Origin of the sequence: Variovorax sp. J31P207 (assembly GCF_030316965.1) — a bacterium.
Lineage (GTDB): Bacteria > Pseudomonadota > Gammaproteobacteria > Burkholderiales > Burkholderiaceae_C > Variovorax > Variovorax ginsengisoli_B.
Map to the genome: position 1 here is coordinate 240912 of NZ_JASZYN010000002.1, position 25064 is coordinate 265975.

Sequence of the window (25064 nt, forward strand, 5' to 3'; positions counted from 1 at the left end):
GCGACCACACGCAGTGGGGAGCGTGGGGGCACTATTACTCCACCTTGACGTTGGCGGTTTTGACCAGCTTGACCCAGAACTTGCCGTCCTCGGCCAGGAAGCTGTTGAACTGCTCCGGCGAGGCCGACAGCGACACCTCGGTGCCGTCGCGCGCCAGCGATGCCTTGACCGCCGGGTCCTCCATCGCGGCGATGGTCGCCTTGAAGATCTTCTGCACGATGGCCGGCGGGGTGCCGGCGGGCACGAACATGCCATACCAGAACTCGAGGTTGTAGTCGGGCAGGCCCGCCTCCTTCATGCCCGGCAGCCCGGGCACCAGCGGTGAGCGCTCGCGGGTGCTCACGGCCAGCGCCAGCAGCCGACCGGCGTTGGCCATCGGCAGCACCGAGGGCGAGGTGCCGAAGGTGAGCTGGGTGTCGCCCGCCATCACCGACTGGATCGCCAGGCTGCCGCCGCGGTAGGGGACGTGGGTCATCTCCGCGCCGGTGATCTGGCTGAACAGCGCGGCCCCCAGGTGCGGCGCCGAACCGTTGCCCGAGGTCGAGTAGTTGAGCTTGCCCGGCTCCTTCTTCGCCGCCGCGATCAGGTCGGTGACCGAGCGGATGCCGGTGGCGGGATTGACCGCGAGCACCAGCGGCGAGGTGGTCATCTTCGTCACGGCCGCGAGGTCGCGCGCCGTGTAGGCCAGCTTGGGATTGAGCGCCGGGTTGACCGAGATGCTGCTCGGGCTGGCGATCAGCAAGGTGTAGCCGTCGGCCGGCGACTTGGCCACCAGTTCCGCCGCGATGCTCGATCCGTTGCCCGGCTTGTTATCGACCACCACCGGCTGGCCGAGCGCCTTGCCGAAGGCCACGCTCATGGCCCGGGCCACGTAGTCGGCGGCGCCGCCGGGGGCGAAGCCGATGACCAGGCGGATCGGCTTGCTCGGGTAGTCCCCGGGCTGCGACCAGGCGACGCTGCCCACGGCGCACAGGCCAAGCGCCAGGGCGATCTTCTTGATGTCCATGTCTTGTCTCCTTTTGTCGTTCTTGGGCTCAGGCCGCGGCCGGCATGCGCAGCACGATCTTCCCGACATGGCCGCCGCTCTCCATCGTCGCCTTGGCTTCCTTCAGCTGCGCGAAGTCGCAGACCCGGTCGATCTGCGGCCGGATGCGGCCGGCGGCGATGTGCGGCAGCACCTCCCGCACGAAGGCGGGGATCGCCGCCGCGCGCTGCGCCTTGCTGCGCAGCTTGTTCGAGACGCCGAACAGCGTGAGCCGCTTCGCGTGCAGCGCCGCGAGGTCGAGCTCGGCCTGCACCACGCCATCGACATAGCCGACCGTGGCCAGCCGGCCCTCGAAGGCCATCGCCCGGATGTTCTCCGCGAAGACCGTGCCGCCGACCGTGTTGATGACCAGGTCGGCGCCGTGTTGTTCGGTCGCCTGCATCACCGCGGCGCCGAAGTCGGGGGCGCGCGTGCAGAGGGCGAGATCCAGGCCCAGCGGCTTCAGCCGCGCCAGCTTGTCCTCCGAGCCCGAGGTGCCGATCACCTTCGCACCCAGCAGCTTGGCCAGCTGCAGGGAAGCCACCCCGACGCCGGACGACACGCCATTGATCAGCACCCACTCGCCGGACTGGAGGCGCCCCTGCAGCACCAGCATGTCGTAGGACACCAGGAAGGTCAGCGCGACGCAGGCGGCTTCTTCCCACGACAGGCTGGCCGGCTTGGCCATCGCCTCGATCTCTTCCATCAGCGCGTACTCCGAGAACGCGCCGGAACAGCGGCCCATGACGGCATCGCCCGGCCTGAAGCGCGTGACGCCGGCCCCGACGGCGACGACCTCGCCGGCGCCCTCGCCGCCGATCGCCTTCCAGCTGCCGGGCTGGCCGTGCAGGCCGTGGCCGGCCACGAACTCGCCGCGATTGAGCGACGCCGCGTGCATCCGCAGCAGCAGCTGCTGCGGGCCGGGTTTCGGCGGCGCCGTCTCGCGCATTTCCAGCACGGTCGCCGCGTCGGTCATCTGCATCCAGTAGGACTGCATCGTTGGATCTCCTGGTTTTTTGTTCGGTGCTAGCGGCCCGTGAAGACCGGCTTGCGCTTCTGCATGAAGGCGGTGCGGCCCTCGGTGTAGTCGGCGCTCTCGAAGCAGCCGCGGATCAGGGCCGCGCACAGGGCCTGGTCCAGATCCGGCGAGGGCTTCAGGATCTCGCGGGTGATGGCCTTGCCGGCCGCCACGGTCAGCGGGGCGTTGTCGGCCAGCGCCTGCGTGTACTCGGCCAGCAGCGCGGCTAGCCCCGCCACCGTGGCGACGCGGGTCACGAGGCCGAGCGCCTTCGCTTCCGCGGCGTCGATCCGGCGCGCGGTGAAGAAGAGGTCCTTGGCCGCGCCGGGGCCGATCAGGTCGACCAGGTTCTTCATCGCCGAATAGCGGTAGCCCAGCCCCAGCCGCGCGGCCGGGATCGAGAACACCGCGTCGTCCGCCGCGATGCGGATGTCGCAGCTGATCGCCACGTTCACGCCGCCGCCGATGCACCAGCCGCGGATGCAGGCCAGCGTCGGCTTCGGGAAGTCGTGGATGCTCATCAGCGCTTCCTCGGCCATCGCCTCGTAGCGGGTCACGGCCTCGCGCGCGGCGCGCATGTCCTCGAACTGCGAGATGTCGGCGCCCGACACGAAGGCCTTCTCGCCGGCGCCCGAGAAGACGACCAGGCGCACCCGGTCGTCGTCCTGCGCCAGGCGCAGCAGCGGCGGCACGGCCTCCCACATGTCGACCGACAGCGCGTTGTGCCGTGCCGGGTTGTTGAAGCGGATGTGCAGCGTGCTGCCGTCGAGCCAGGTCTGGACCCGCTCGGTGGCGGATGCGTAGGTGGGATGGGTCATGTCAGAAAACTCCGTTCGCTTGCATGCGGACCAGGTCGTCCGCGCCGATGCCCAGTTCGCGCAGGACTTCCTCGGTGTGTTCGCCACGGCGCGGGGCCGCGCGGGCGATGGTGCTGGGGGTGCGCTCCAGCTGCATCGGCTGGCCGACCAGCCGCTGCCGGCCGAGCCGCGCCGACACCACCTCCTTCACCATGCCCAGGTGTTCGATCTGCGGCTCGGCGAAGACCTCGCGCATGTCGCTGATGAGGCCGCAGGCGACGCCGCCGGCATTGAACTGCGCGATCCAGTGGCTGCGGTCGTGCGCCGCGAGACGCCGGTCGATCTCGGCGTTGAGCGCGTCGCGGTGGACCGAGCGCGAGGGCTTGTCGTGGTAGCGCTCGTCGGTGATCCATTCGGGCGCGCCGAGGATGTGGCAGAAGCGCTCCCAGATCTTGGAGCCGAACACGGCAATGTTCAGGTAGCCGTCGCGGGCCTTGTAGACGCCGGTCGGAATGCTGGTCGGATGGAAATTGCCCGCCTGGTGGCCGACTTCACCGTCGATCAGGTAGCGCGAGGTCTGGAAATCCATCATGTAGACCATCGACTCCAGCAGCGAGGTGTGCAGCCACTGCCCCTTGCCGGAGGTCTCGCGCTCCAGCAGGGCGACCAGGATGCCCTGCGCCGCGAAGATGCCGGCGCACAGGTCGGCGATCGGAATGCCGACGCGCATGGGGCCGTCGCCCGGCAGGCCCGTGACCGACATCAGGCCGCCCATGCCCTGCGCGATCTGGTCGAAGCCCGGACGCGTCGCCAGCGGGCCCGACTGGCCGAAGCCGGAGATGCTGGCGTAGACCAGGCGCGGGTTGTCCGCCGCCAGCGTCTCGTAGTCGATGCCCAGGCGGAATTTCACGTCCGGGCGGAAGTTCTCGACCACCACGTCGGCTTTCGCGATCAGGCGCTGGAGGGTCGCGATGCCATCGGCCTGCTTGAGATCGAGCGTGATGGAGCGCTTGTTGCGGTGCGTGTACTGGTAGTCGGAGCCGTCCTGCCCGCCCAGGGTGTCGTCGCCGCGCATGTGCTCGGGCATCTGGACCTGGATGACGTCGGCCCCCCAGTCGGCCAATTGGCGGCAGGCGGTGGGACCGGCACGAACCTGGGTCAGGTCGATCACGCGGAAGCGTTGCAGGGCGGATGAGGCAGGCAGATGGGGCATTCGGAATGAACCTGGAGGGCCTTTGGATGCGCTGGATTGTTGATATCCCTCGACGAAGTGTCAACACTTTTTATAAAGTGGTGGACATTTTAGAATTGGTTCGTATACGATATCCACATCACAACGGACTTTCGCATGCTGCCCTGGCTCTCCGAACTCCCTACCGACCCGCTGTCGGCCGTGCGCGACATTCCCCTCGCCAAGCTGGTCCGCGATGACATGCTGGCCATGATCCTGAGCGGCGAGCTGCCGGCCGGCCAACGCATCAACGAGCCCGACATCGCGGCGCGCCTGGGCGTTTCCCGGGTGCCGGTGCGCGAGGCGCTGCGCGAACTCGAGAGCACGGGCCTGGTCGTGGCCCGCAAGCACGCCGGCGTGTTCGTGCGCGAGCCGGATGCGGCTGAGCTGCGGGACTTGTACGAGATGCGCGGGCTGCTCGACGGCTTCGCCGGCCGCCGCGCCGCGCGGCTGGGCGACGCGGCCCGCATCGCGCTCGCCGATGCGCTCGATGCCTCGATCGCCGACATGAACGCCGCCTTCGCGGCCCGCGACGTGCAGTGCTACTACCGCGAGAACCTGAACTTCCACTGGGCCATCGTCGAGGCCGCCGGCAACCACGCGCTGGCCGACACCTATCGCGGCGTGGTGCAGAAGCTGCACCTCTCGCGCCTGAAGAATCTTTCGCAGGACATGGGCATGCGCGCCTCCATCGCCGAGCACGTGGCGATCGCCAGGGCGCTGCGCGATGGCGATGTCGCCCGCTGCGAAAGGCTGATGGCGCGCCACGTCGGCGATGCCTACATCCGGCTTTCGGGCCTGACCGGCTGAGCTCGCCCTTCAAGACAACCAGGAGACAAGACAAATGAAACGACGCACCTTCGTCCTCGCGCTGCCCCCGACCCTGATCGGGGTGCATGGCCTGGCCCACGCCCAGGGCTATCCGAACAAGCCGATCCGCTACATCGTCCCGGTGTCCGCCGGCGGCGGCAGCGACATGATCGGGCGCACCGTGACCGAACGCTGGGGCAAGGTGCTGAACCAGACCTTCGTGGTGGACAACCAGGCCGGCGGCGGCGGCGTGATCGCGTCGCAGAACACGGCGCGCGCGCCCGCCGACGGCTACACGCTGATGCAGGGCTACGTCGCGACCCACGGCACGGCCCCGGCCACCCGGCGCCTGCCCTACGACGCGGTCAAGGACTTCACCCCGATCGGCATGATCGGCGGCACACCCAATGTGCTGGTCGTCAACGCCGACGTGCCGGCCAAGGACTTCAAGCAGTTCGTCGCCTACGTGAAGGCCAATCCGAGCAAGGTCAGCTACGGCTCTTCCGGCGCCGGCTCGCTCACCCACCTGACGATGGAACTGTTCAAGCAGCAGGTCGGGGTGTTCATGGTGCATGTGCCCTATCGCGGCATCGCGCCCGCCTTCACCGACCTCATGGGCGGGCAGACCCAGGCCATGTTCCCGGGCCTCGCCGCGGCGATGCCGCACCTCAAGTCGGGGCGGGTGCGCGCTCTGGCCGTCACGGGCGCGAAGCGCCATCCCGCGGTGCCGGACGTGCCGACGCTCGAGGAACTGGGCCTCAAGGGCTTCGACGCCATGCAGTGGTACGGCGTGGTCGGCCCGGCCGGCATGCCGGCCGAGGTGGTGCGCCAGCTCAACGAATCATTGAACACGGTGCTCAAGGCGCCGGACCTCCGCGAGAAGCTGTCGGTCGAGGCCGTCGAGCCGATGCCGATGAGCCCTCAGCAATTCGCCGACTACATCCGGGCCGACATCGCGCGCTGGACCAAGCTGGCCCGCGACCGCAACATCGAACTCGACAGCTAGGGCCTGGCGCGCCGCACCTTCCGTTTTCTCTCCAACCTTCCAGCAAGAACTTTCACATGGCACGCAACACCCAGGTCGCAGCCGACCACAACGCCCCTCCCGTCACCCGCATCCTGGCCGAGTACGTGGCCGGCCACGCCTCGCGCGGCTGGAGCGACGCGGTGGACCACGAGGCCCACCGCACCTTCCTCAACTGGCTGGGCTGCGCCGTCGGCGCCGCGCGCCACGAGGCCGTCGAAGCGGCGCTGGCCGCGGTGCAGGAACTGCAGCCCGCGCCGCAAGCCAGCGTGCTGGGCCGCGCCGAACAGGTCGACATCGCGAACGCGGCGATGCTCAACGGCATCAGCTCGCACACCTTCGACTTCGACGACACGCACCTCAAGACCATCATCCATCCGGCCGGCCCGGTGGCTTCGGCGGTGCTGGCACTGGCCGAGCGCAGCGGCGCCAGCGGCCGTGCCGTGCTCGACGCGCTGGTGCTCGGCATCGACGTCGCCTGCCGCCTGGGCAACACCGTCTATCCAGATCACTACGACCGCGGCTGGCACATCACCGGCACCACCGGCATGCTGGGCGCGGCCGCGGCCTGCGCGCGCCTGCTCGGCCTGGACGCCGACCGCACGGCGATGGCGCTGGGCATCGCCGCGTCGCAGCCGGTCGGCCTCCGCGAGCAGTTCGGCACCATGACCAAGCCCTTCCATCCCGGCGGCGCGGCACGCGCCGGCCTGATGGCCGCGCTGATGGCCAGGCATGGCTACACCGCGAGCCCGAAGGCGATCGAGGCACCGCGCGGCTGGGCCCAGGTGGTGTCCACCAAGTACGCATGGAACGAAGTGACCGATGAACTCGGCGAGCGCTTCGAAATCTCCTTCAACAGCTACAAGCCCTTTGCGTGCGGCATCGTGATCCACCCGAGCATCGATGCCTGCGTGCAGCTGCGCGAGCGCGGCGTCAAGCCCGAGCAGATCGAGCGCATCGAGCTCAAGGTGCACTCGCTGGTGCTCGAACTCACCGGCAAGAAGGAGCCGGCCGATGGCCTGCAGGGCAAGTTCAGCGTCTACCACGGCTGTGCGGCCGGGCTGGTGTTCGGCCGCGCGGCAGAAGAGGAATTCGCCGACGACATCGTGAACCGCCCCGACGTCGTCGCATTGCGCCGCAAGGTCGTGGCCACGGTGGACGACAGCATCGACGAAGCCAGCGCCGACGTGACCGCCGTGCTGACAGACGGCCGCCGCGAGCACGTGTTCGTCGAACACGCGATCGGCTCGCTGCAGCGCCCGATGAGCGACGCCGACCTGGAGCGCAAGTTCCACGGCCTGTCGGACGGCATCCTCGGCGCCGGGCGGACTTCCGAACTGCTGGCGGCGTGCTGGTCGCTGGGCCAGGCGGCGGACGTTCGTGCGCTGACCCGCCTGGCGCGGCCGTAGCCCACCTCCTGCTCGCGCGATCCGCTCGACCCGGCCAGGACTTGCAGGGCCAAGCGGCGCCCTGCTCTACCTGGTCAACCGCATCGACACCGAGAACCGGTCCGCCGGATGCACCGAGACCGAGATCTCGAACACCTCGCCCTCCGCATCGAAGTATTGCCGCAGGATCTTCAGCGCGGATGCGCCCACCTCGACCTGGAGCTTGCGGGCCATGGCGCCGTCGGTGATCGCGAAGGCCCGGATGTCCTGGCGGATCTCGGCGATCTGCCGGTCATAGCGCTCCGCGATCAATGAGCTGATCAGGGCGTCGGGCGATGCCTGCACGAGGTCCCCGATCTCGGCGTAGCTGGGGTCGATGTAGACGTCGGTCCAGCCGATCGGCATCGCCGTCTCGTCGCCGACCATGCGCAAGGTCGAGATCCGCAGCCAGGCGCTCCCCTCACCACAGCCCAATTCCTTCGCCAGGTCGCCTGACACCGTCTCGGGCGCGATCGACTGCACCACGCGCAGGTGCTCTTCGCCGAACTGGACCAGATCGTCGACCGATGCCAGCGACGGACGAAAGCCGGCCCGCGGCTTCGCCGAGATGACCCGCGTGCCCACGTTCTTGCGCCGCGAGACAAGGCCGAGCTGCTGCAATTCGGCCAGCGCCGCCCGCACGGTGTGCCGGCTCGTGCCGTAGTGCTTGCACAACTCGAGTTCCGTGGGCAGCAGTGCGCCCACGCTGAAGTGCCCCGAGGAGATCGCCTCGGTCAGGTGGCGGGCGATGTTCGCGAAGTTGGCCTTCTGCGGAGCCGGTTCAAGAGTGGCGTTCATGGCTTAAGGGTAAACCCCGAATTGAAGTTATGTCCGAACATATTAGAGTTGCATATGTCCGAACATATTAATGTTCATCTCTCCCCACTTCAAGAGGCATGCATGTCGACTCCTTCGTTTCCCATGGCCAGCACCGTCGTTGATTCCATCCTGTTCCGAGATGCCTTCGGCACCCGGAAGATGCGGCAGATTTTCTCCGATGGCGCGCTCATCCAGCGCTACATCGACGTCGAAGTGGCGCTGGCGAAGGCCGAGGCGCGCGTCGGCGTGATTCCGGCCGCTGCGGCCGAGGTGATCGCACGCGAATCGAAACTCGAGCGCATCGACTTCGACCACATGCGCGAAGAGACGGACATCGTCGGCTATCCGATCCTGCCGCTGGTGCACCAGCTGGTCGAGATGTGCGGCGACGCCGGCCGCTACGTGCACTGGGGCGCGACCACGCAGGACATCATGGACACGGCCGTGGCGCTGCAGGTGCGCGACGCGCTCGACAGCATCGAGGGCGACATCCGCGAGCTGCGCGCCATCCTCGCCTCGCTGGCGAAGAAGCACCGCGACACGCCGATGGCCGGCCGCACCCATCTGCAGCAGGCGCTGCCCGTGACCTTCGGCTACAAGGTCGCGATCTGGCTCGCGATGTTCGACCGCCACCAGCAGCGCCTGGCCGAACTGCGCCCGCGCGTGGCGGTGGTCGAGTTCGCGGGTGCCGCCGGCACGCTGGCCTCGCTCGGCGACAAGGGCTTCGAGGTCCAGAAGGCGATGGCCGAGGAACTGAAGCTGGGCGTGCCGGCGACGACTTGGCACGTGGCGCGCGACGGCTTCGCCGAAGCGGTGAACCTGCTGGCGCTGGTCACCGGCTCGCTCGGCAAGATCGCGCTCGACATCATGATCATGGCGTCGACCGAGTTCGCCGAGGTCTACGAGCCCTTCGTCAAGGGTCGCGGCGCGTCGAGCACGATGCCGCAAAAGCGCAATCCGATCTCCAGCGAGCTGATGCTGGCGGCCTCCAAGGCGGTGCGCCAGCACGCCGGGCTGATGGTCGATGCGATGGTGCAGGACTTCGAGCGCGCCACCGGTCCGTGGCACGCCGAATGGATTGCGATCCCCGAAAGCTTCATCCTCAGCTCGGGCGCCCTGCACCAGGCCAAGTTCGCGCTCGGCGGGCTGATCGTGGACGAGGCCCGCATGGCGCACAACCTGGGCATCACCAGGGGCCTGATCGTGGCCGAGGCCGTGATGATGGGCATGGCGCCGCACATCGGCCGGCAGCAGGCGCACGACGTGGTCTACGACGCCTGCCGCACCGTGAACGAGAAGGGCGGCACCTTGTCGGAGGCGCTCGCGGCACTGCCCGAAGTCACGCAGCACTTCGACCGCGCCACCATCGACCGCCTCACCGATCCGGCCAACTACCTCGGCCTCGCGCCGCAGATGGTGGACCGCGCGCTGGCGCTGTCGGCCGAAGTCAGCGCCTGAGGCGAGGGGAGAGAGACAACATGACACACGCATCCACCGCCGACGCGGGCGCCCTCGCCCTGCCCCGGAAGCTGCCCTGGTATCGAAAGCTCGGAACCCAGGTGCTGATCTCGCTGATCCTCGGCATCGTGGTCGGCTTCGCCTTCCCCAGCTTCGCATCGCAGCTCAAGCTGCTCGGCGACATGTTCCTGTCGCTGATCAAGGCAGGCGTTGCGCCGCTGGTGTTCCTCACCATCGTGCATGGCATCGCCTCGGCCGGCGACGTGAAGAGCGCCGGCCGCGTCGGCTGGCGCGCCATCCTGTATTTCGAGGTCATCTCCACGATCGCGCTGGTGGTCGGGCTGCTGGCGGGCAACCTGCTCGGCATCGGCAAGGGCATGACCACCGTCGCTGCGGGCGCTGCCGCGCCGGCGGCGAAGGCCGCCGCACCCCAGGGCTTCCTGGAGTTCATGGCGCACATCGTTCCCGACAACTTCGTCGGCGCCTTCGCCAAGGGCGAGCTGCTGCAGGTCGTGGTGCTGGCCGTCATGGTCGGCATCGGCATCCTCGCGATCCCCGAAGGTCGACGCGAAAGAATCAACGGTGGCCTGGACTACATCTCCGAGGTGCTGTTCTCGTTCATCAACCTCGTGATGAAGCTGGCGCCGATCGGCACCTTCGGCGCGGTCGCGTACTCGGTCGGCAGCAACGGCTCGGCCGTGCTGATCGCACTCGCGCAACTCGTGCTGAGCTTCTACGCGGTGGTGTTCCTGTTCATCGCGGTCGTGATGGGGCTCATCGCGAAGCTCGCGGGCTTCAGCCTGTGGCGCTTCCTGCGCTACATCAAGGACGAGATCCTGATCGTGCTCGGCACGGCCTCGTCCGAAAGCGCGCTGCCGCGCCTGCTGATCAAGCTCGAGCGCCTGGGCTGCGCCAAGCAGACGGTCGGCCTGGTGCTGCCGACCGGCTACGCCTTCAATCTCGACGGCACCTCGCTCTTCATGGCGATGGGCGTGATGTTCATCTCGCACGCCTACGGCGTTCCGCTCTCGATCGACCACCAGATCGGCATCCTGCTGCTGATGCTGCTGACCTCCAAGGGCGCGGCCACGGTGTCGGGCGGCTCGTTCGTGGTCTTCGCGGCCACCGTGACCTCGACGGGGATCCTTCCGGTCGAGGGCCTGGCGGTGATCTTCGGCGTCTACCGCTTCCTGTCGATGGCGATCGCCACCTGCAACACGATCGGCAACAGCGTGGCGGTCGTGGTGGTTGCGAAATGGTCGGGCACCTTCGACCCGAAGGTCGCCGAGCGACACCTGTATCCCGAGCGCCATCCGGACATCGCCGCAGCAGATGCGCAACTGGCCGACGGCAACCTGCTGCCGGAAGACATGAAGGACACCAATCCCCATCCCACCGGCATCGACATGCAGGCGCCGATCCCCGCCCGCTGAACTCATTCACCCTGAAGGAATTCGTCATGAAGTCGAACTGGAAACTCGCCGCGCTTGCCCTGAGCTTCGTTGCAGGCAGCGCGCTGGCTCAGGGCTACCCGGCCAAGCCCGTCACCTGGATCGTCCCGTTCGCGGCCGGCGGGCCGACCGATGCGCTGGCGCGCCACATCGCCGAACGCGTGGCCCGCGAACTGGGGCAGCCGATCATCATCGACAACACGCCCGGCGCAGGCGGCACGGTCGGCGCGGCCAAGGCGGCGCGCGCCGCGCCCGACGGCTACACCATGCTGGTCGGCCACATGGGCTACATGGGCGCCGCGCCGGCCCTGTACAAGAAGCTCAGCTACGACCCGGTCAAGGACTTCGCGCCGGTGTTCCGTTTCCCGGACACGCCTCTGGTGCTGATGGTCCGCAAGGACCATCCGGCCAAGGACATCAAGGCGCTGGTCGACTTCGGCCGCGCCAACCCGGACAAGCTGTTCATCAGCAATGCGGGCGTCGGCTCCAGCTCGCACCTGATCGCCGCGCTGTTCGCTTCGTCGGCGGGCATCAAGGTCTCCCAGGTGCCTTACAAGGGCGCCGGGCCGGCGCTGATCGATGTCATCGGCGGACAGGTGGACGGCATCTTCGACCAGACCAACACGGCGCTGCCGCAGATCAGGGAGGCCAAGGTGCGCCCGCTGGCGGTGACCTCCAAGGTCAGGCTGCCCCAGCTCAAGGACGTCCCGACGCTCGCGGAAACCGTGCTGCCGAACTTCGAGGCCTCGACCTGGTACGGCATCTATGCCCCCAAGGGCACGCCCCAGCCGGTGCTCGACAAGGTGCAGGCGGCCTACCAGAAGGTCATGGCCGACCGCGCCTTCACCGACAAGATGGCCGAGCAGGCGATCCAGATGCTGCCGGCCGACCAATACACCGGCGCGGCACTGGGCAAGCACACCGAGAGCGAGGTCGCGCGCTGGAAGTCGGTCGCGGCCAAGACCAACATCTCGCTGGATTGAGCATGGGCGCCCCACGCAGCGACAGCCCGCGCATCGAGCGCGACGCCTTCGGTCCGGTCGAGATTCCTGCCGAGCGCTACTGGGGCGCGCAGACCCAGCGCGCGCTCGGCGTCTTCGAGATCGGCGAGGAGCGCTTCCCCGCTTGCCTGATCCGGGCCTTCGGGCTGCAGAAGATGGCGGCCGCGCGTGCCAACCGGCGTTGCGGCGCGCTGCCGGCGGCGCTGGCCGAAGCGATTCAGACGGCTGCGGGCGAGTTGCGCGATGGCCGCTTCGATGCGCACTTCCCGCTCACGATCTGGCAGACCGGTTCGGGCACGCAGACGAACATGAACGCGAACGAGGTGATCGCGAATCGGGCCAACGAATTGCTGGGGCAGCCACTGGGCACCAGGTCGCCGGTGCATCCGAACGATCACGTCAATGCCTCGCAGTCTTCGAACGACAGCTTCCCGACCGTCATGCACCTGGCGACGGTGCTGGAGCTCGAGCAGCGGCTGAAGCCGTCGCTCGCCTTGCTGCGCGACAGCCTGCGCGAGCGTGCCGAGGCCTTCGCCGATGTCGTGAAGATCGCGCGCACGCACCTGATGGACGCGGTGCCGATGACGATGGGCCAGAGCTTCGACACCTTCGCCCGCCAGGTCGGGCACGGGATCGACCGGATCGACGCCACCATGCCGCGCCTGCTGTCGCTGCCGCAGGGCGGCACGGCGGCCGGCACGGGCTTGAACGCACCGCCGGATTTCGATGTGTTCTTCTGCGAGGAGGTCGGCGCACTCACCGGCTTCGGCTTCTCGCCCAATGCATCGAAATTCGAGGGCATGGCCGCGCACGACGCCCTGGTCGAGGTCTCGGGCGCATTGAACGTGCTGGCGACCTCGCTGCAGAAGATCGCCAACGACCTGCGCTGGCTCGGCTCCGGCCCGCGCTGCGGCCTGGGGGAGCTGAAGATCCCGGACGACGGCCTCACGAGTTCGATCATGCCGGGCAAGCGCAACCCGACCATCGCCGAGGTGCTGGCGCAGGCCTGCATGCAGGCCGTGGGCAACCACGCGACGATCACCCTGGCCAACGCGTCGGGCAACTTCGAACTGAACGTCGCCAAGCCGGTGCTGATCGCCAACCTGCTGCAGTCGATCCGCGTGCTCGCCGATGCGTCGAGCGTGTTCGCCCGGCGGCTGGTCCAGGGCATCGAGGCGGAGCCCGCGCGCCTGGCCGCCAACGTCGAGAACGCCTTGCTGTCGGTGACGGCGCTGAACCCGCACCTGGGCTACGACCAGGTGGCGCGGATCACCGCCCTGGCGCTCGAGCAGCGGATCACGCCGCGCGCCGCGGCCCTGTCGCTGGGCGTCATCGACGCGGCGACCTACGACCGGATCGTGGATGCCGGGAAGCTGGCCGATCCCCACGCCGGAGGCTGCACGGGACTGGATTGAAAAGCGTCAGCCCCCCGGCCTCCCCGACAATCCGCGCCATGACTGATTCACCGGATACGGACACCCGCCCCGTGCTGATCGCCGGCGGCGGCATCGGCGGCATCGCGCTCGCCCTCACGCTGCACCAGATCGGCGTGCCTTGCATCGTCTTCGAGGCCGTGCCCGAGCTGCAGCCGCTGGGCGTCGGCATCAACCTGCAGCCCAATGCCGTGCGCGAGCTGTACGACCTCGGACTGGACGCCAGGCTGCTCGACACCATCGGCATCCAGGCCCGCGAGTGGGCCCTGGTCGGCCGCAACGGCAATGACATCTATGCCGAGCCGCGCGGCCTGCTGGCGGGCTACCGCTGGCCGCAGTACTCGGTGCACCGCGGCCAGCTGCAGATGCTGCTGTACCGGGCGGCGCTCGAACGGCTCGGCGCCGATGCGATCCGCCTGGGCCACAAGGTCAGCGGATACCGCAACGACGCCGCCGGCGTCACCGCCTTCGTCGACACCCGCGATGGCCGTCGGCTCGAAGTCGAAGGGCGCCTGCTGGTGGGCGCCGACGGCCTGCACTCGGCGGTGCGGGCGCAGATGCACCCCGCGCAGCCGCCCATCCAGTGGGGCGGCGCGATCCTCTGGCGCGGCACCACGCAAGGCGTGCCGATCCGCAGCGGCGCGTCCTTCGTCGGCGTCGGCTCGCTGCGGCACCGGGTGGTGCTCTACCCGATCTCTGCGCCCGACCCGGCCACCGGCCTGGCCACCATCAACTGGATCGCCGAGATCACGGTCGACAACGCCAAGGGCTGGACCCAGGGCGACTGGAACCGCCGGGTTGCGGTCGACGATTTCATCCATCACTTCGAGGGCTGGAACTACGACTGGCTCGACGTGCCCGCCATGCTGCGCGGCGCCTCGGAGGTCTTCGAGTACCCGATGATCGACCGCGACCCGGTGCCCAGCTGGGTCGACGGCAGCGTGGCGCTGCTCGGCGATGCCGCCCACGTGATGTACCCGGTGGGCTCCAACGGCGCCAGCCAGGCGATCGTCGATGCACGGGTGCTCGGTGCGGCGCTGCTGGCCCACGGCGTGACCCCCGCCGCGCTGCAGGCCTACGACGAGAAGCTCTGCGCCGACATCTCGGCGCTGGTGCTGCGCAACCGCGGCGCCGGTCCCTTCGGCATCCTGGGCCTGGTCGACGAACGCTGCGGCGGGGTCTTCGACGACATCGACCAGGTCATTCCGGCGGCCGAGCGGGAGGCCTTCATGGCCCGCTACAAGGCGGCCGCCGGCTTTGCGATCGAGACCCTCAACGCGGCGCCGCCGACGATCGCGCCAGGTGCGCGGGTGCGCTGAGCCGCACGCCGAGCGCCGCCAGGGCGGAGACGGTCGCCAGCACGGTCACGCCCAGCCAGCCCCAGGTCGGCAGCACCAGCGCAGCCAGCGCCGAGCCGATCGCCATGCCGATGAACATGCCGGTGAACAGCACCGCGTTGAGCCGGCTGCGCGCCGCCGGGTCGATGCCGTAGACGATGGTCTGGTGCGCGATCAGCGCGGCCTGCACGCCCAGGTCGAAGCCGACCGCGCTGGCCGCCAGCAGCCAGAGCCGCGCCGGTGTCGACAGCAGCGGCATCAGCGCCATGGCCGCGAACGACAGCACCACCAAGCCGGCGCCGAGGCGGGTCACCAGTTCGGGCCCGCGGCGGTCGGCCAGCCGGCCGGCGAGCGGCGCCGCCAGCGCGCCGGCGGCACCGGCCAGGCCGAAGGCGCCGGCGGCGGCGCTGCCGAGGTGGAAGGGCGCGCCATGCAGCATCACGGCCAGGGTCGACCAGAAGGCACTGAAGCCGATCGCCAGCAGGCCCTGTGCCACAGTGGCGCGGCGCAGGGCGCCGTGGCGCCGCCACAGCGCGGCCAGCGAACCCAGCAGCGCGCCATAGGCCAGCTGGGTCGTCGGCCGGAAGCGCGGCAGCCCGCGCCAGGCAGCGCCGCCGACCAGCGCGATGCTGGCCGCGGCCACCACGAACATCGAGCGCCAGCCGAAATGCTCGGCCACGAATCCGCTCACCACCCGCGACAGCAGGATGCCCAGCAGCAGCCCGGTCATCACCATGCCGACCACCTTGCCGCGGTGCGATTCGGGCGCCAGCGTGGCGGCGGCCGGGACGATGTCCTGCGCCATCGAGGCCGACAGGCCGATCGCGAGGCTGGCGACCAGCAGCCAGCCGATGCCCGGCGCGGCGCCGGCCAGCAGCAGGGCCGCACACAGCACGGCCGCCTTGGCGAGGATGATGCGGCGGCGATCGAAGCGGTCGCCGAGCGGCGCCAGCAGCAGGATGCCCAGCGCATAGCCCAGCTGCGTCAAGGTTGGCATGAAGCCGACGGCGCGGGTCGAGGCGCCGATGTCGGCACCCAGCACGCCGAGCATCGGCTGGCTGTAGTAGATCGACGCCGCCGCCAGCCCGGCGCCGGTGGCCAGCAGCAGCACCAGCGACGCGGGCAGCCGGTCGGCTGGCGCCGCCGGGCGGGGCGCTGCGTTCGCATGCACTGTTTGAATGGAAGACATGGTGAAAACCCTTGATTTCTTGAATGCATCGAAGTTTGAAGGCATCGAGACCGCTTTGGTAGCCGTAGCGAACGCACAATAGTTATACGATTCGCGTATGCAAGCCTTTGCCCCGCTGCCAGCGCCCGCGGCCGCCTCGTCCGACCGCATCGAGCTGATGAAGACCTTCGTGCAGATCGTCGAGGCGGGCAGCCTGTCGGCCGCCGCGGCCCAGATGCGGACCACGCAGCCGACGGTCAGCCGCCGGCTGCAGGCGCTGGAGCGCCTGCTGGGCGTGCGCCTGCTGCGCCGCTCGACCCATGCCATGAAACTGACCGAAGACGGCGAGCGCTGCGTCGAGCGCGCCCGGGAGCTGATCGAGAGCTGGCAGGCCTTCGAGTCGGACCTGCGCGGCGACGACGACGAGCCGGAGGGCATGCTGCGCGTGGTGGCACCGCACGCCTTCGGCCAGCAGCTGCTGGTCGGGCCCCTGGCCGACTACCTGCGCAAGCATCCCCGCGTCAGCGTCGAATGGCTGCTGCACGACCGGCGGCCGGACTTCATCGCCGAGGGCGTCGACTGCGCGATCCAGGTCGGGGAAGTGAGCGACCTGGGCGTCGTCGCCATCAAGCTCACCGAGGTGCCGCGCATCGTCGTGGCCGCCCCCTCGGTGCTCCAAGGCGCGCCCGCACCCACCCACGCGCGCGAACTCGCGGCGCTGCCATGGCTCGCGCTGCGCACCTTCTACCGCACCGAGATCCTGCTGTCGCACGTCGGAACCGGCGAGGCCTGCCGCGTCGCCATGCGCCCGCGCCTGAGCACCGACAGCCTCTACGCCTTGCGCAGCGCCGCCGTGATGGGGCTGGGCGTGTGCGTGGGGTCGACCTGGCTGCTGGCCGAGGACCTGGCCGAGGGCCGGCTGGTCCAGCTGGTGCCGCAATGGCAGGCGGCCACGCTGCCGGTGCACCTGGTGTATCCGCAATCGCGGCTCCAGCCGCCGAAGCTCAAGCGCTTCATCGAGGCGATGCGTTTCCAGTGGAACCATGGCGCCGTGCCCGACAATCGGATCGCCGCCAGACCGGGAGAACCGTCGTGACGCCCGTTCCCAAGCCCACCGACGCCGCAGCACCGCTGCGCTGGCTTCCAGGCTGGCGCACGCTGCGCGCCTACGAGTTCGCCTGGCTGCGCCACGACCTCACGGCCGGCCTGGTGCTCACCACCATGCTGGTTCCGGTCGGCATCGCCTATGCCGAGGCCTCGGGCATCGGCGGCATCTACGGGCTCTACGCGACCATCGTCCCGCTGCTCGCCTACGCCCTGTTCGGACCCAGCCGGATCCTCGTGCTGGGCCCGGACTCGGCCCTCGCAGCCCTGATCCTCGCGGTCGTGGCGCCGCTTGCCGCGGGCGACCCGATGCGCGCGGTCGCGCTGGCCAGCGCGATGGCGGTCGTCTCCGGCGTGGTCTGCATCGGTGCCGGCATCGCCAGACTCGGCTTCGTCACCGAACTGCTCTCGAAGCCGATCCGCTACGGCTACATGAACGGGATCGCGCTCACGGTGATCGTGAGCCAGCTGCCGAAGCTGTTCGGCTTCTCGGTCGAGGCCGAAGGACCGCATCGCCAGCTCTGGGCCTTTGCGCAGGGCCTGCTGTCCGGGCAGTGGAACGGCACCGCCCTGGCCATCGGCGCGGGCACGCTGGTGGGCATCCTGCTGCTGCAGCGCCTGCCACGCTTTCCCTCCGTGCTGCTGGCGGTGGTGGCCGCCACGGCGGCGGCGGCGGTGTTCGACCTGGCGGCACGGGCCGGCATCTCGGTGCTCGGCGACCTGCCCCAGGGCCTGCCCAGGCCGGCGCTGCCGATCATCGGCATGGCCGACGTGGGCCCGGTGCTGCTCGGCGGCCTCGCCGTGGCACTGGTGTCCTTCGCCGACACCAGCGTGCTCTCGCGCGTGTATGCGGCCCGGATGCACATGCCGCCAGCCCCGAACCAGGAAATGATCGGCCTCGGCGTCGCCAACCTCGCGACCGGCTTCTTCCAGGGCATGCCGATCAGCAGCAGTGCGTCGCGCACGCCGGTGGCCGAGGCCGCCGGGGCGCGCACGCAACTCACCGGCGTGGTCGGCGCCCTCGCCATCGCGGCGCTGCTGATGTGGGCGCCCAACCTGCTGCACCACCTGCCGAGCGCGGCGCTCGCCGCCGTGGTCATCGCGGCGGCCATCGGCCTCTTCGAGGTCACCGACCTGCGGCGCATCTACCGCATCCAGCAGTGGGAGTTCTGGCTGTCGATGGTCTGCTTCGCCGGTGTCGCGCTGTTCGGCGCGATTCCCGGCATCGGCATCGCGGTCGCCATCGCGGTGATCGAATTCCTCTGGGATGGCTGGCGGCCTCATTCGGCGGTGCTCGGGCGGGTCGACCGCATCAAGGGCTACCACGACATCACCCGCTATCCGGAGGCGGCCCGCATCCCGGGCCTGGTGCTGTTCCGCTGGGATGCACCGCTGTTCTTCGCCAACGCCGAGCTGTTTCGCGACCAGGTGCTCGCCGCGGTGGCGAGCTCGCCGACACCGGTGCGCTGGGTCGTGGTCGCCGCCGAACCAGTCACCAGCGTCGACGTGACGGCCGCCGACATCGTGGCGGAACTCGACGACAGCCTGCTGGCCGAGAACATCGAGCTCTGCTTCGCGGAGATGAAGGACCCGGTCAAGGACAAGCTCAAGCGCTTCGGTCTTTTCGCGCGACTGGGCGCCGAGACTTTCTACCCGACGATCGGCGAGGCGGTGCGGACCTACCTGCGCAGCCATCCGGTGGCGTGGGAAGACTGGGAAGACGATGCCGAGGCGCCGGAGCGGCCCGGCCCCAAGTGAGCCCGCCACTTCGGCATACTCGCGGCGCGCCAATTTTCTATTCCCCATCTGGAGACCTTATGTCAGGCAACGGCTTTCACGTGCACGGCCCGCACGACCACGAGTTGGAACACGCGAGCTCGCAAGGCGGGCACGCCCCGGACCCGGCGCATGGCGGCGGGGGCAAGAGCATGACCAGCCAGATCGCGGTGTGCACCGCGGTCATCGCCACCGTGGGCGCGATCTTCGCCTACATGGGCGGCCACACCCAGGCCAACGCGGGGCTCTACAAGAACAACGCCGGCATCAAGAAGACCGAGGCGTCGAACCAGTGGAATTTCTACCAGGCCAAGAGCACCAAGCAGGCGCTGGCCGAGTTCGCGCGCGACCTGGCCCCGGACGAGCGCAAGCCGGCGCTGCAAACCAAGGTCGGCCGCTACGAGCAGGAGAAGGCGGAAATCCTGCTGGTCGCCCAGCAGCTCGAGAAGGACGCCCTCGACTGGGACCGGCAGTCCGAGCAGCAGATGCACCAGCACCACCGCTGGGCCCAGGCCACCACCGCGCTCCAGGTGTCGATCGCGCTCGCCGCGATGGCACTGCTGACGCGCAAGAAGTGGCTGGAGTGGGGCATGCTGGCGGTCGCCGGCATCGGTGTGGTCGTCGGCGCCCTGGCTGCGCTTCACATCTGAGGGCGGGCGCAGCGGGCCCGCCGCTGCGAATCAGGGCAGGTCGACGATCTGGATCCAGTTCGGGTTCTTGCCGACGGCAAGGCGCTTCGGGGCGCCCAGCGCGCCGCTCGCCGCATCGATCGCGTGCACCGACACGCTGTGGGAGTCCTGCCCGGCGGCCACCAGCCAGCGGCCGCTCGAATCGATGGCGAACCCGCGCGGCGTCTTCTCGGTCGGCGTCTGGCCGAGCGGCTGCAGCAGGCCGCTGGCGGGATCGACCCGGAACGCCGACAGCGTGCTGCTGGTGCGCTCGGACGCATAGAGGAGCTTGCCGTCGGGCGTCAGGTGCAGGTCCGCCGCCCAGGGCTTGCCGGTGAAGCCGGCCGGCAGGGTCGTGGTCCGCTGCAGTTCGCGCAGCGTCCCGCGCGCGCCGTCCCAGGCATAGACGTACAGCGAAGCGTCGACTTCGTTCACCAGGTAGAGGAAGCGCTGCCCCTGGTCCCAGACGAAATGCCGCGGCCCCGACTTCGGCCCCGCCGGGACCAGCGCCGGATCGCTTGATGTAAGCACCCCCTTCTCGGCATCGAGGCGCCAGACCGAAAGGTTGTCGCCACCCAGGCTGGTCGCCAGCACGAAGCGGTTGGTGGCGTCGGCATGGATCGCATGGGCATTGGGCGCCGTCGGGATCAGTTGCTGCACGGCGCCGACCGCACCGTCCTGGCCGATCGAATTGACCGTGATCTTGTGACCCGGGTAGGACGCGGCGAACAGCCAGCGGCCGGTGGCATCGACGTCGATGTTGGCCATGCTGTCGGCCAGGGGCGCCTCGCCCAGCTTGCGCAGCCGGCCGCTGGCGCCGTCGATGGCGAAGCTGGCGACCCTGAACGGCTGGGAGCGCAGGGCCGCGTACAGGAAACGCTTGTCCGGGCTGACCGCCATCGGCATCACGGTCCCGGCCACCGCGACGGTGTCCACCGGCTTGAGCAGCCCCTGGGCCCGGTCGAGTTCGAGCACCGAAATGTCCTGGCTATCGGCGTTCGCCACATAGACGAAGGTGGCGGCCTGGCCAGCGGCCGCCAGCCACAGAAGGGCGGCGCCCGCCAGCAGGGTGATGGCGCGGGGCCGCGTGGTGCGCGATGGCATGGATCGTCTCCTGGTGGGTGGTTGTTCGCTGCAGAGGTTATCTGTTGTCGTACAACTTATCAATATTTCGCCAAGTCATCGGACGACATTAAGGTCCATATCGCCTGCAACCGGGTGCCGGCAACCAGCAAAACGTCAATCCACAGTGCCACTTCGGCAACAACGCAAGGCGAACGCGACATCCTCGAAGCTATCGGTTGACATGCGGGCCGGGGACACTGGGTGTGCATTCACCCGGGACCTTGCCATGACCCGCCCATCCCATCCCACCACCCTCTACCTCAGCGCCCCGGAGATGATCCGGCTGGTCCGGCGCCTGGGCCTGCCGGCGTGCATCGCCGGCGTGGCCGAGCGCATCCGCCGCGAGTTCCTGCGCTGGAACGAATTCGACAAGAGCGCGCGGCTCGCCTGCCATTCCGAACTCGGCGTCATCGAACTGATGCCGATCGCCGACACGTCGCAGTTCGCCTTCAAGTACGTGAACGGGCACCCGGGCAACCACCGCCTCGGGCTGCCCACGGTGATGGCCTTCGGCGTGCTCGCCGACGTCCGCACCGGCATGCCCCGGCTGTTGTCCGAGCTGACGCTGACCACGGCGATCCGGACCGCGGCGATGTCGGCGCTCGCCGCGCGCAGCCTGGCGCGGCCCGGCAGCCGCCGGATGGCCCTGATCGGCAATGGCGCACAGGCCGAATTCCAGGCGCTGGCGTTCCGCGACCTGGTCGGCATCGAGGTGCTGAGCCTCTACGACACCGACCCCGCCGCCACCGCCAAGCTGGTGGCCAACCTGGCCGGCCAGGGCCTGCGGCTCGAGGTCTGCGCGAGCACCGCCGAAGCGGTGCGCGGTGCCGACATCGTGACCACGGCCACCGCCGACAAGACCCGCGCGGCCATCCTCACGCCCGACATGATCGAGCCCGGCATGCACCTCAACGCCGTCGGCGGCGACTGCCCCGGCAAGATCGAGCTGCACCGCGGCGTGCTCGAGATGGGCTCGGTGTTCGTGGAGTTCGAGCCGCAGTCGCGGATCGAAGGCGAGATCCAGCAGCTGCCGGCCGATTTCGCCGTGACCGAGTTCTGGCAGGTGCTGGCCGGGCACCGGCCCGGCCGGCGCGGCCCCTCGGAGGTCACGGTGTTCGACTCGGTCGGCTTCGCGCTCGAGGATTTCGCCGCCCTGGCGTTCATGGGCGAGAAGGCCGCGGAACTCGGCTTCGGCGAGGCGATCGAGCTGGTGGCGAATGCCGCCGACCCCAAGGATCTGTTCGGCCTGCTGGCATCGAAGCATCCGCTCGCTGCCGGCGCCGACGCGACGACGGGCCTGCCCGTCGCTCGACGCCGGCCTCCGATTCGCCTACGCTCTGCGCCCAGAGCCGGCGCTGCCGCACCATCCGGCGGCGCTGGTCGAATTCCTGAAAGGCACAAGGCATGAATCTCCAACTCACGGGCCGGCTGGCCCTGGTCTCCGGCAGCACGGCCGGCATCGGGCACGCCATCGCGCAGGCCCTGGCGGCCGAGGGCGCCCGGGTGATCGTCAACGGGCGTTCGCAGGCCTCGGTGGACGCGGCGGTCGCCCAGATCGAGGCGGCGGACGGCGGCGAGGTCATCGGCTTCGCCGGCGACCTGGGCACGGCCGCCGCCGCGGAGGCCCTGGTGGCCCGGCACCCCGGCATCGAGATCCTGGTCAACAACCTCGGCATCTTCGAGCCCAAGCCCTTCGAGGAGATCCCGGACGAGGACTGGACGCGCTTCTTCGACGTCAACGTGCTGAGCGGCGTCCGCCTGGCGCGCCTGGTGCTGCCCGCGATGCGGCGCGCGGACTGGGGCCGCATCATCTTCATCTCCAGCGAGAGCGCGGTCCAGATTCCGGCCGAGATGATTCACTACGGCATGACGAAGACGGCGCAGCTGGCCGTCTCGCGCGGCTTGGCCGAGGCGGTCGCGGGCACCGGCATCACCGTCAACAGCGTCCTGCCGGGGCCGACCCGGTCGCGCGGCGTGGGCGAGTTCGTCGAGGCGCTGGCCAAGGCCGACGGCAAGTCCTTCGAGGCCTACGAGCGGGAGTTCTTCGAGAAGGTGCGGCCCACCTCGCTCATCCGGCGCTTCGAAACGCCGCAGGAGATCGCCTCGCTGGTGGCCTACATCGCCAGCCCGCTGTCTTCCGGGACCACGGGCGCGGCGCTGCGCGTCGACGGCGGCTGCACCAAGAGCGCCTTCTAGCCAGGTCGACACTTGGCATCCAGAGCCGCCCGCATCGCATTGTCGGCCTCGGCCGCCGCCCTGGGGAGCATCGCCGCCTACTGGGGCCTGCTGGCGACACGCCAGGGACACATCATGTTCGACGCCCGCAAGCATCCGGTGGTCCACCTGACCGACGACTTCTCCGCCTACTCCCACGCGGTGCCGGGCGGGATGGTTCGGGGCTATGTCTACCACCCCGAGGGCGAGCCTGCCATGCAGGACCTGTTCATCTACTTCGCCGGCCGCGGCGAAGACGTCCGCGCCACGGCGCAGGCGCTGCACTGGCTTCCGGCGGGCTTCGGGTTCGCGGCGCTCAACTACCGGGGCGTGGCGGATTCGCAGGGCGACCCCTCCGAGGTGGCGTCCGTTCAAGACGCGCGCCAGTTCGCCGGCCACTTGCGCCGGGCCTTCCCGCAGACCCGCCTGCACGTGGTCGGGCGCAGCCTGGGGACGGGCGTGGCGATCCAGCTCGTGGCGCGGCAGGATTTCTCGAGCCTGCAGCTGGTCACGCCCTACGACTCGATGCTGGAAGTGGCAAAGCGGCGCTATCCGCTGGTGCCCCTGTCCCTGCTGCTGCGCCACCAGTTCAACTCCCTGGCGCACTCCAGGGAGGTCGCGGCGAAGACCCAGGTGCTGCTGGCCGAAAGCGACGACGTCGTCCTGCATGAGCGTTCGCAGAAGCTGATCGCGGCCTGGCCGACGCCCGTCAGCGTGCAGACCATCGCCGGCTCCAACCACCACGACATCATGAGCTTCGAGACCACCTGGCTCCACCTGGTCGATTTCGCGTTGACCGCCGTGCTGCCTGCGCCGGAAGCGGCCTAGGCGGCGAGCGGGACCGGCCGGGCCGGCCGGGCCTGCCGCGCCCACAGCACATTCACCATTTCATGGAAGCGCTTCGTTCCGAGATGCATGAAGCGCAGATTCATCGTCGCCAGCGCCTCGATGGCATCGTCCATGTCGGCTGCGGTCGGAGGCGGCTCCTGGAACAGCGTGGCCCGGACGGTTTCCCAGGTTGCCTGGATCGCCCTCATCTCGTCCTGGTCGGCGCCGGGTTCGAACAGCGCGACGACTTCCCCCGGCTCGAAATTCTGGGCGCCGCGCGACCGGGCGTCGGTCTCGATGACTTCGATGGCGCAGCGCAGCGCGTCGAGCCTTCCCTTGTCCGGCTTGAAGCCCCTCGACATCTTCCAGTAGTTTTCGATCGCCTCGTAGCGGAAGCGAAGACCCAGGCGCAGCAAGGTCACGAGCAGGCCGAGGTCGCCCGGCACGTCGAACAGGGGCGCGACGACGGTGGGCACGAGATGGACGTGAAAGCGACGCGCGCCCCGCCTGAACACTTCGAGCTTGGCCAGCTGCGGCTGGAACGACCCCTTGGTGCCGCCCGCATGGAAGACGGCCTGGATCGGCACGAACTCGCGGTCGTTGCTCGCCAGATAGACGCTCTTCTGCAGCTCGGTCAGCCATCGCTTGTCGAGCGAGGGCGCCACCGCCTCCACGACGCTCTTCCAGGTCAGGCTGCCCCGGGAAATGAGGCCGAAGAGCCTCTTGGTGTCGGCGCCCATCTCGACGACGGCGTTGTCCGGCAGGGAGGGCCCGCCAAGGCGCCCGGGGGCAGGCAGGACGATGTCCATGTAGTACTCGAACTGGACGCAGTCGTCCTGCGGCAGGCTCAGGAGTTCGGCCAGCCGGGCCAGCCAGGCAGCCCCCGGGACCGGCGTCCTCTGCAGCTTCAAGCGGCGGCCGATCATCTGGTAGAGGGCCAGCAGCCCGTCGCCGGTGCCGAGGTCCGCGCCCTCGTAGTCCTTCAATGGCGTTGCGAGGTCGGTGGGATTCATGCCCGAATGGCAGACCGGGATGATCGGCAGGCCTTTCATCCATGCCGCACCGATTTCGAACTGGACCCAGGGCCGCTGGACCGATGCCTTGCTGCACAGCACGATCACGGCGTCCGCCTTCGCGATCGCGCCCTCGACGGCCTCGAGCCATTGCACGCCGAGTTCGATGGTGCCCACGTCCGAGGACGCGAAGAACTCGACCATGCCGAGGAAGTCCTCCTCCATCATGTCCTTGAGGAGGATCGCGACGTCTTTTTCTTCGGAGATGTGGCTGACGAACAGCTGGACCATAGACCACCTCGCACCATCACATGCCGATTGCAGTGATGGCAGGTATA

At 69.2% G+C, this 25064-nt stretch carries 22 protein-coding genes; 14 read left to right on the forward strand and 8 right to left on the reverse strand.

From position 1 onward, the window contains the following. Positions 1-34 precede the first annotated feature (34 nt). The 4 genes from QTI68_RS06760 to QTI68_RS06775 are packed head-to-tail and all read right to left on the reverse strand — an operon-like array spanning position 35 to position 4052. Entirely contained in the window at positions 35-1006 is a 972-nt protein-coding gene (locus tag QTI68_RS06760) for a tripartite tricarboxylate transporter substrate binding protein (protein WP_286520511.1), read from the reverse strand. Between the two features lie 28 nt (positions 1007-1034). Then, a complete protein-coding gene (locus tag QTI68_RS06765; RefSeq protein ID WP_286520512.1) occupies positions 1035-2021 on the reverse strand; it encodes a quinone oxidoreductase family protein in 987 nt (328 codons plus the stop codon). A 29-nt stretch (positions 2022-2050) separates the two neighbouring features. Continuing rightward, positions 2051-2860: an enoyl-CoA hydratase gene (locus tag QTI68_RS06770; RefSeq protein WP_286520514.1), complete on the reverse strand. Its 810-nt coding sequence runs from the start codon at positions 2858-2860 to the stop codon at positions 2051-2053. 1 nt (position 2861) lies between these two features. Beyond that, positions 2862-4052, reverse strand: coding sequence for a CaiB/BaiF CoA transferase family protein (locus QTI68_RS06775; protein ID WP_286520516.1), 1191 nt, complete (start codon positions 4050-4052; stop codon positions 2862-2864). Between the two features lie 135 nt (positions 4053-4187). On the opposite strand from QTI68_RS06775, the gene QTI68_RS06780 reads away from it, so the two are divergent. The 3 genes from QTI68_RS06780 to QTI68_RS06790 are packed head-to-tail and all read left to right on the forward strand — an operon-like array spanning position 4188 to position 7313. Continuing rightward, a complete protein-coding gene (locus QTI68_RS06780; protein WP_286520518.1) occupies positions 4188-4880 on the forward strand; it encodes a GntR family transcriptional regulator in 693 nt (230 codons plus the stop codon). Positions 4881-4914: 34 nt separating this feature from the next. Next, a complete protein-coding gene (locus QTI68_RS06785) occupies positions 4915-5886 on the forward strand; it encodes a Bug family tripartite tricarboxylate transporter substrate binding protein (RefSeq protein ID WP_286520519.1) in 972 nt (323 codons plus the stop codon). 56 nt (positions 5887-5942) lie between these two features. Then, positions 5943-7313, forward strand: a complete 1371-nt coding sequence (locus tag QTI68_RS06790; RefSeq protein ID WP_286520520.1) for an MmgE/PrpD family protein — start codon at positions 5943-5945, stop codon at positions 7311-7313. Between the two features lie 66 nt (positions 7314-7379). On the opposite strand, the gene QTI68_RS06795 is transcribed toward QTI68_RS06790, so the two are convergent. After that, the gene (locus QTI68_RS06795) at positions 7380-8129 is read right to left on the reverse strand and encodes a GntR family transcriptional regulator (protein WP_286520521.1); all 750 of its coding nucleotides are present in this window, start codon (positions 8127-8129) and stop codon (positions 7380-7382) included. A gap of 102 nt (positions 8130-8231) precedes the next feature. Here QTI68_RS06795 and QTI68_RS06800 point away from each other — a divergent pair, with 102 nt between their 5' ends. Genes QTI68_RS06800 through QTI68_RS06820 form a run of 5 tightly spaced genes read left to right on the forward strand, consistent with a single transcriptional unit; the run spans position 8232 to position 14812 of the window. Further along, positions 8232-9608: a class-II fumarase/aspartase family protein gene (locus QTI68_RS06800; RefSeq protein WP_286520522.1), complete on the forward strand. Its 1377-nt coding sequence runs from the start codon at positions 8232-8234 to the stop codon at positions 9606-9608. A gap of 20 nt (positions 9609-9628) precedes the next feature. Continuing rightward, on the forward strand, positions 9629-11041 hold the full coding sequence (locus tag QTI68_RS06805) for a cation:dicarboxylate symporter family transporter (RefSeq protein ID WP_286520523.1): 1413 nt from the start codon (positions 9629-9631) through the stop codon (positions 11039-11041). 26 nt (positions 11042-11067) lie between these two features. Further along, positions 11068-12042: a tripartite tricarboxylate transporter substrate binding protein BugD gene (locus QTI68_RS06810; protein ID WP_286520524.1), complete on the forward strand. Its 975-nt coding sequence runs from the start codon at positions 11068-11070 to the stop codon at positions 12040-12042. 2 nt (positions 12043-12044) lie between these two features. Continuing rightward, positions 12045-13475, forward strand: coding sequence for a class II fumarate hydratase (locus tag QTI68_RS06815; protein WP_286520525.1), 1431 nt, complete (start codon positions 12045-12047; stop codon positions 13473-13475). Positions 13476-13513: 38 nt separating this feature from the next. Continuing rightward, the gene (locus QTI68_RS06820; RefSeq protein ID WP_286520526.1) at positions 13514-14812 is read left to right on the forward strand and encodes a flavin-dependent oxidoreductase; all 1299 of its coding nucleotides are present in this window, start codon (positions 13514-13516) and stop codon (positions 14810-14812) included. On the opposite strand, the gene QTI68_RS06825 is transcribed toward QTI68_RS06820, so the two are convergent. After that, positions 14766-16019, reverse strand: a complete 1254-nt coding sequence (locus QTI68_RS06825; protein ID WP_286520528.1) for an MFS transporter — start codon at positions 16017-16019, stop codon at positions 14766-14768. The two genes, QTI68_RS06820 and QTI68_RS06825, sit on opposite strands and share 47 nt — an antisense overlap. A 97-nt stretch (positions 16020-16116) precedes the next feature. Here QTI68_RS06825 and QTI68_RS06830 point away from each other — a divergent pair, with 97 nt between their 5' ends. The 3 genes from QTI68_RS06830 to QTI68_RS06840 are packed head-to-tail and all read left to right on the forward strand — an operon-like array spanning position 16117 to position 19528. Next, on the forward strand, positions 16117-17094 hold the full coding sequence (locus QTI68_RS06830) for a LysR family transcriptional regulator (RefSeq protein ID WP_286520529.1): 978 nt from the start codon (positions 16117-16119) through the stop codon (positions 17092-17094). After that, positions 17091-18860, forward strand: coding sequence for a SulP family inorganic anion transporter (locus QTI68_RS06835; RefSeq protein WP_286520531.1), 1770 nt, complete (start codon positions 17091-17093; stop codon positions 18858-18860). The genes QTI68_RS06830 and QTI68_RS06835 overlap by 4 nt, the downstream gene beginning before the upstream one ends. 59 nt (positions 18861-18919) lie before the next feature. Beyond that, positions 18920-19528, forward strand: a complete 609-nt coding sequence (locus QTI68_RS06840) for a DUF4337 domain-containing protein (RefSeq protein ID WP_286520532.1) — start codon at positions 18920-18922, stop codon at positions 19526-19528. Between the two features lie 30 nt (positions 19529-19558). Here the strand turns inward: QTI68_RS06840 and QTI68_RS06845 are convergent, their stop codons facing one another. Further along, positions 19559-20650: a lactonase family protein gene (locus tag QTI68_RS06845; RefSeq protein ID WP_286520533.1), complete on the reverse strand. Its 1092-nt coding sequence runs from the start codon at positions 20648-20650 to the stop codon at positions 19559-19561. Positions 20651-20897: 247 nt separating this feature from the next. On the opposite strand from QTI68_RS06845, the gene ocd reads away from it, so the two are divergent. The 3 genes from ocd to QTI68_RS06860 are packed head-to-tail and all read left to right on the forward strand — an operon-like array spanning position 20898 to position 23713. Further along, positions 20898-22079 carry an ornithine cyclodeaminase gene (gene ocd, locus QTI68_RS06850; RefSeq protein ID WP_286520535.1) on the forward strand — a complete coding sequence of 394 codons (1182 nt, stop codon included), beginning with the start codon at positions 20898-20900 and terminating at the stop codon, positions 22077-22079. Beyond that, positions 22076-22867 carry an SDR family NAD(P)-dependent oxidoreductase gene (locus tag QTI68_RS06855; RefSeq protein WP_286520536.1) on the forward strand — a complete coding sequence of 264 codons (792 nt, stop codon included), beginning with the start codon at positions 22076-22078 and terminating at the stop codon, positions 22865-22867. The genes ocd and QTI68_RS06855 overlap by 4 nt, the downstream gene beginning before the upstream one ends. 12 nt (positions 22868-22879) lie before the next feature. Then, positions 22880-23713: an alpha/beta hydrolase gene (locus QTI68_RS06860; RefSeq protein WP_286520537.1), complete on the forward strand. Its 834-nt coding sequence runs from the start codon at positions 22880-22882 to the stop codon at positions 23711-23713. Here the strand turns inward: QTI68_RS06860 and QTI68_RS06865 are convergent. Beyond that, complete coding sequence (locus tag QTI68_RS06865) at positions 23710-25017, reverse strand: toll/interleukin-1 receptor domain-containing protein (protein WP_286520538.1); 1308 nt, start codon at positions 25015-25017, stop codon at positions 23710-23712. The two genes, QTI68_RS06860 and QTI68_RS06865, sit on opposite strands and share 4 nt — an antisense overlap. Positions 25018-25064 lie beyond the last annotated feature (47 nt).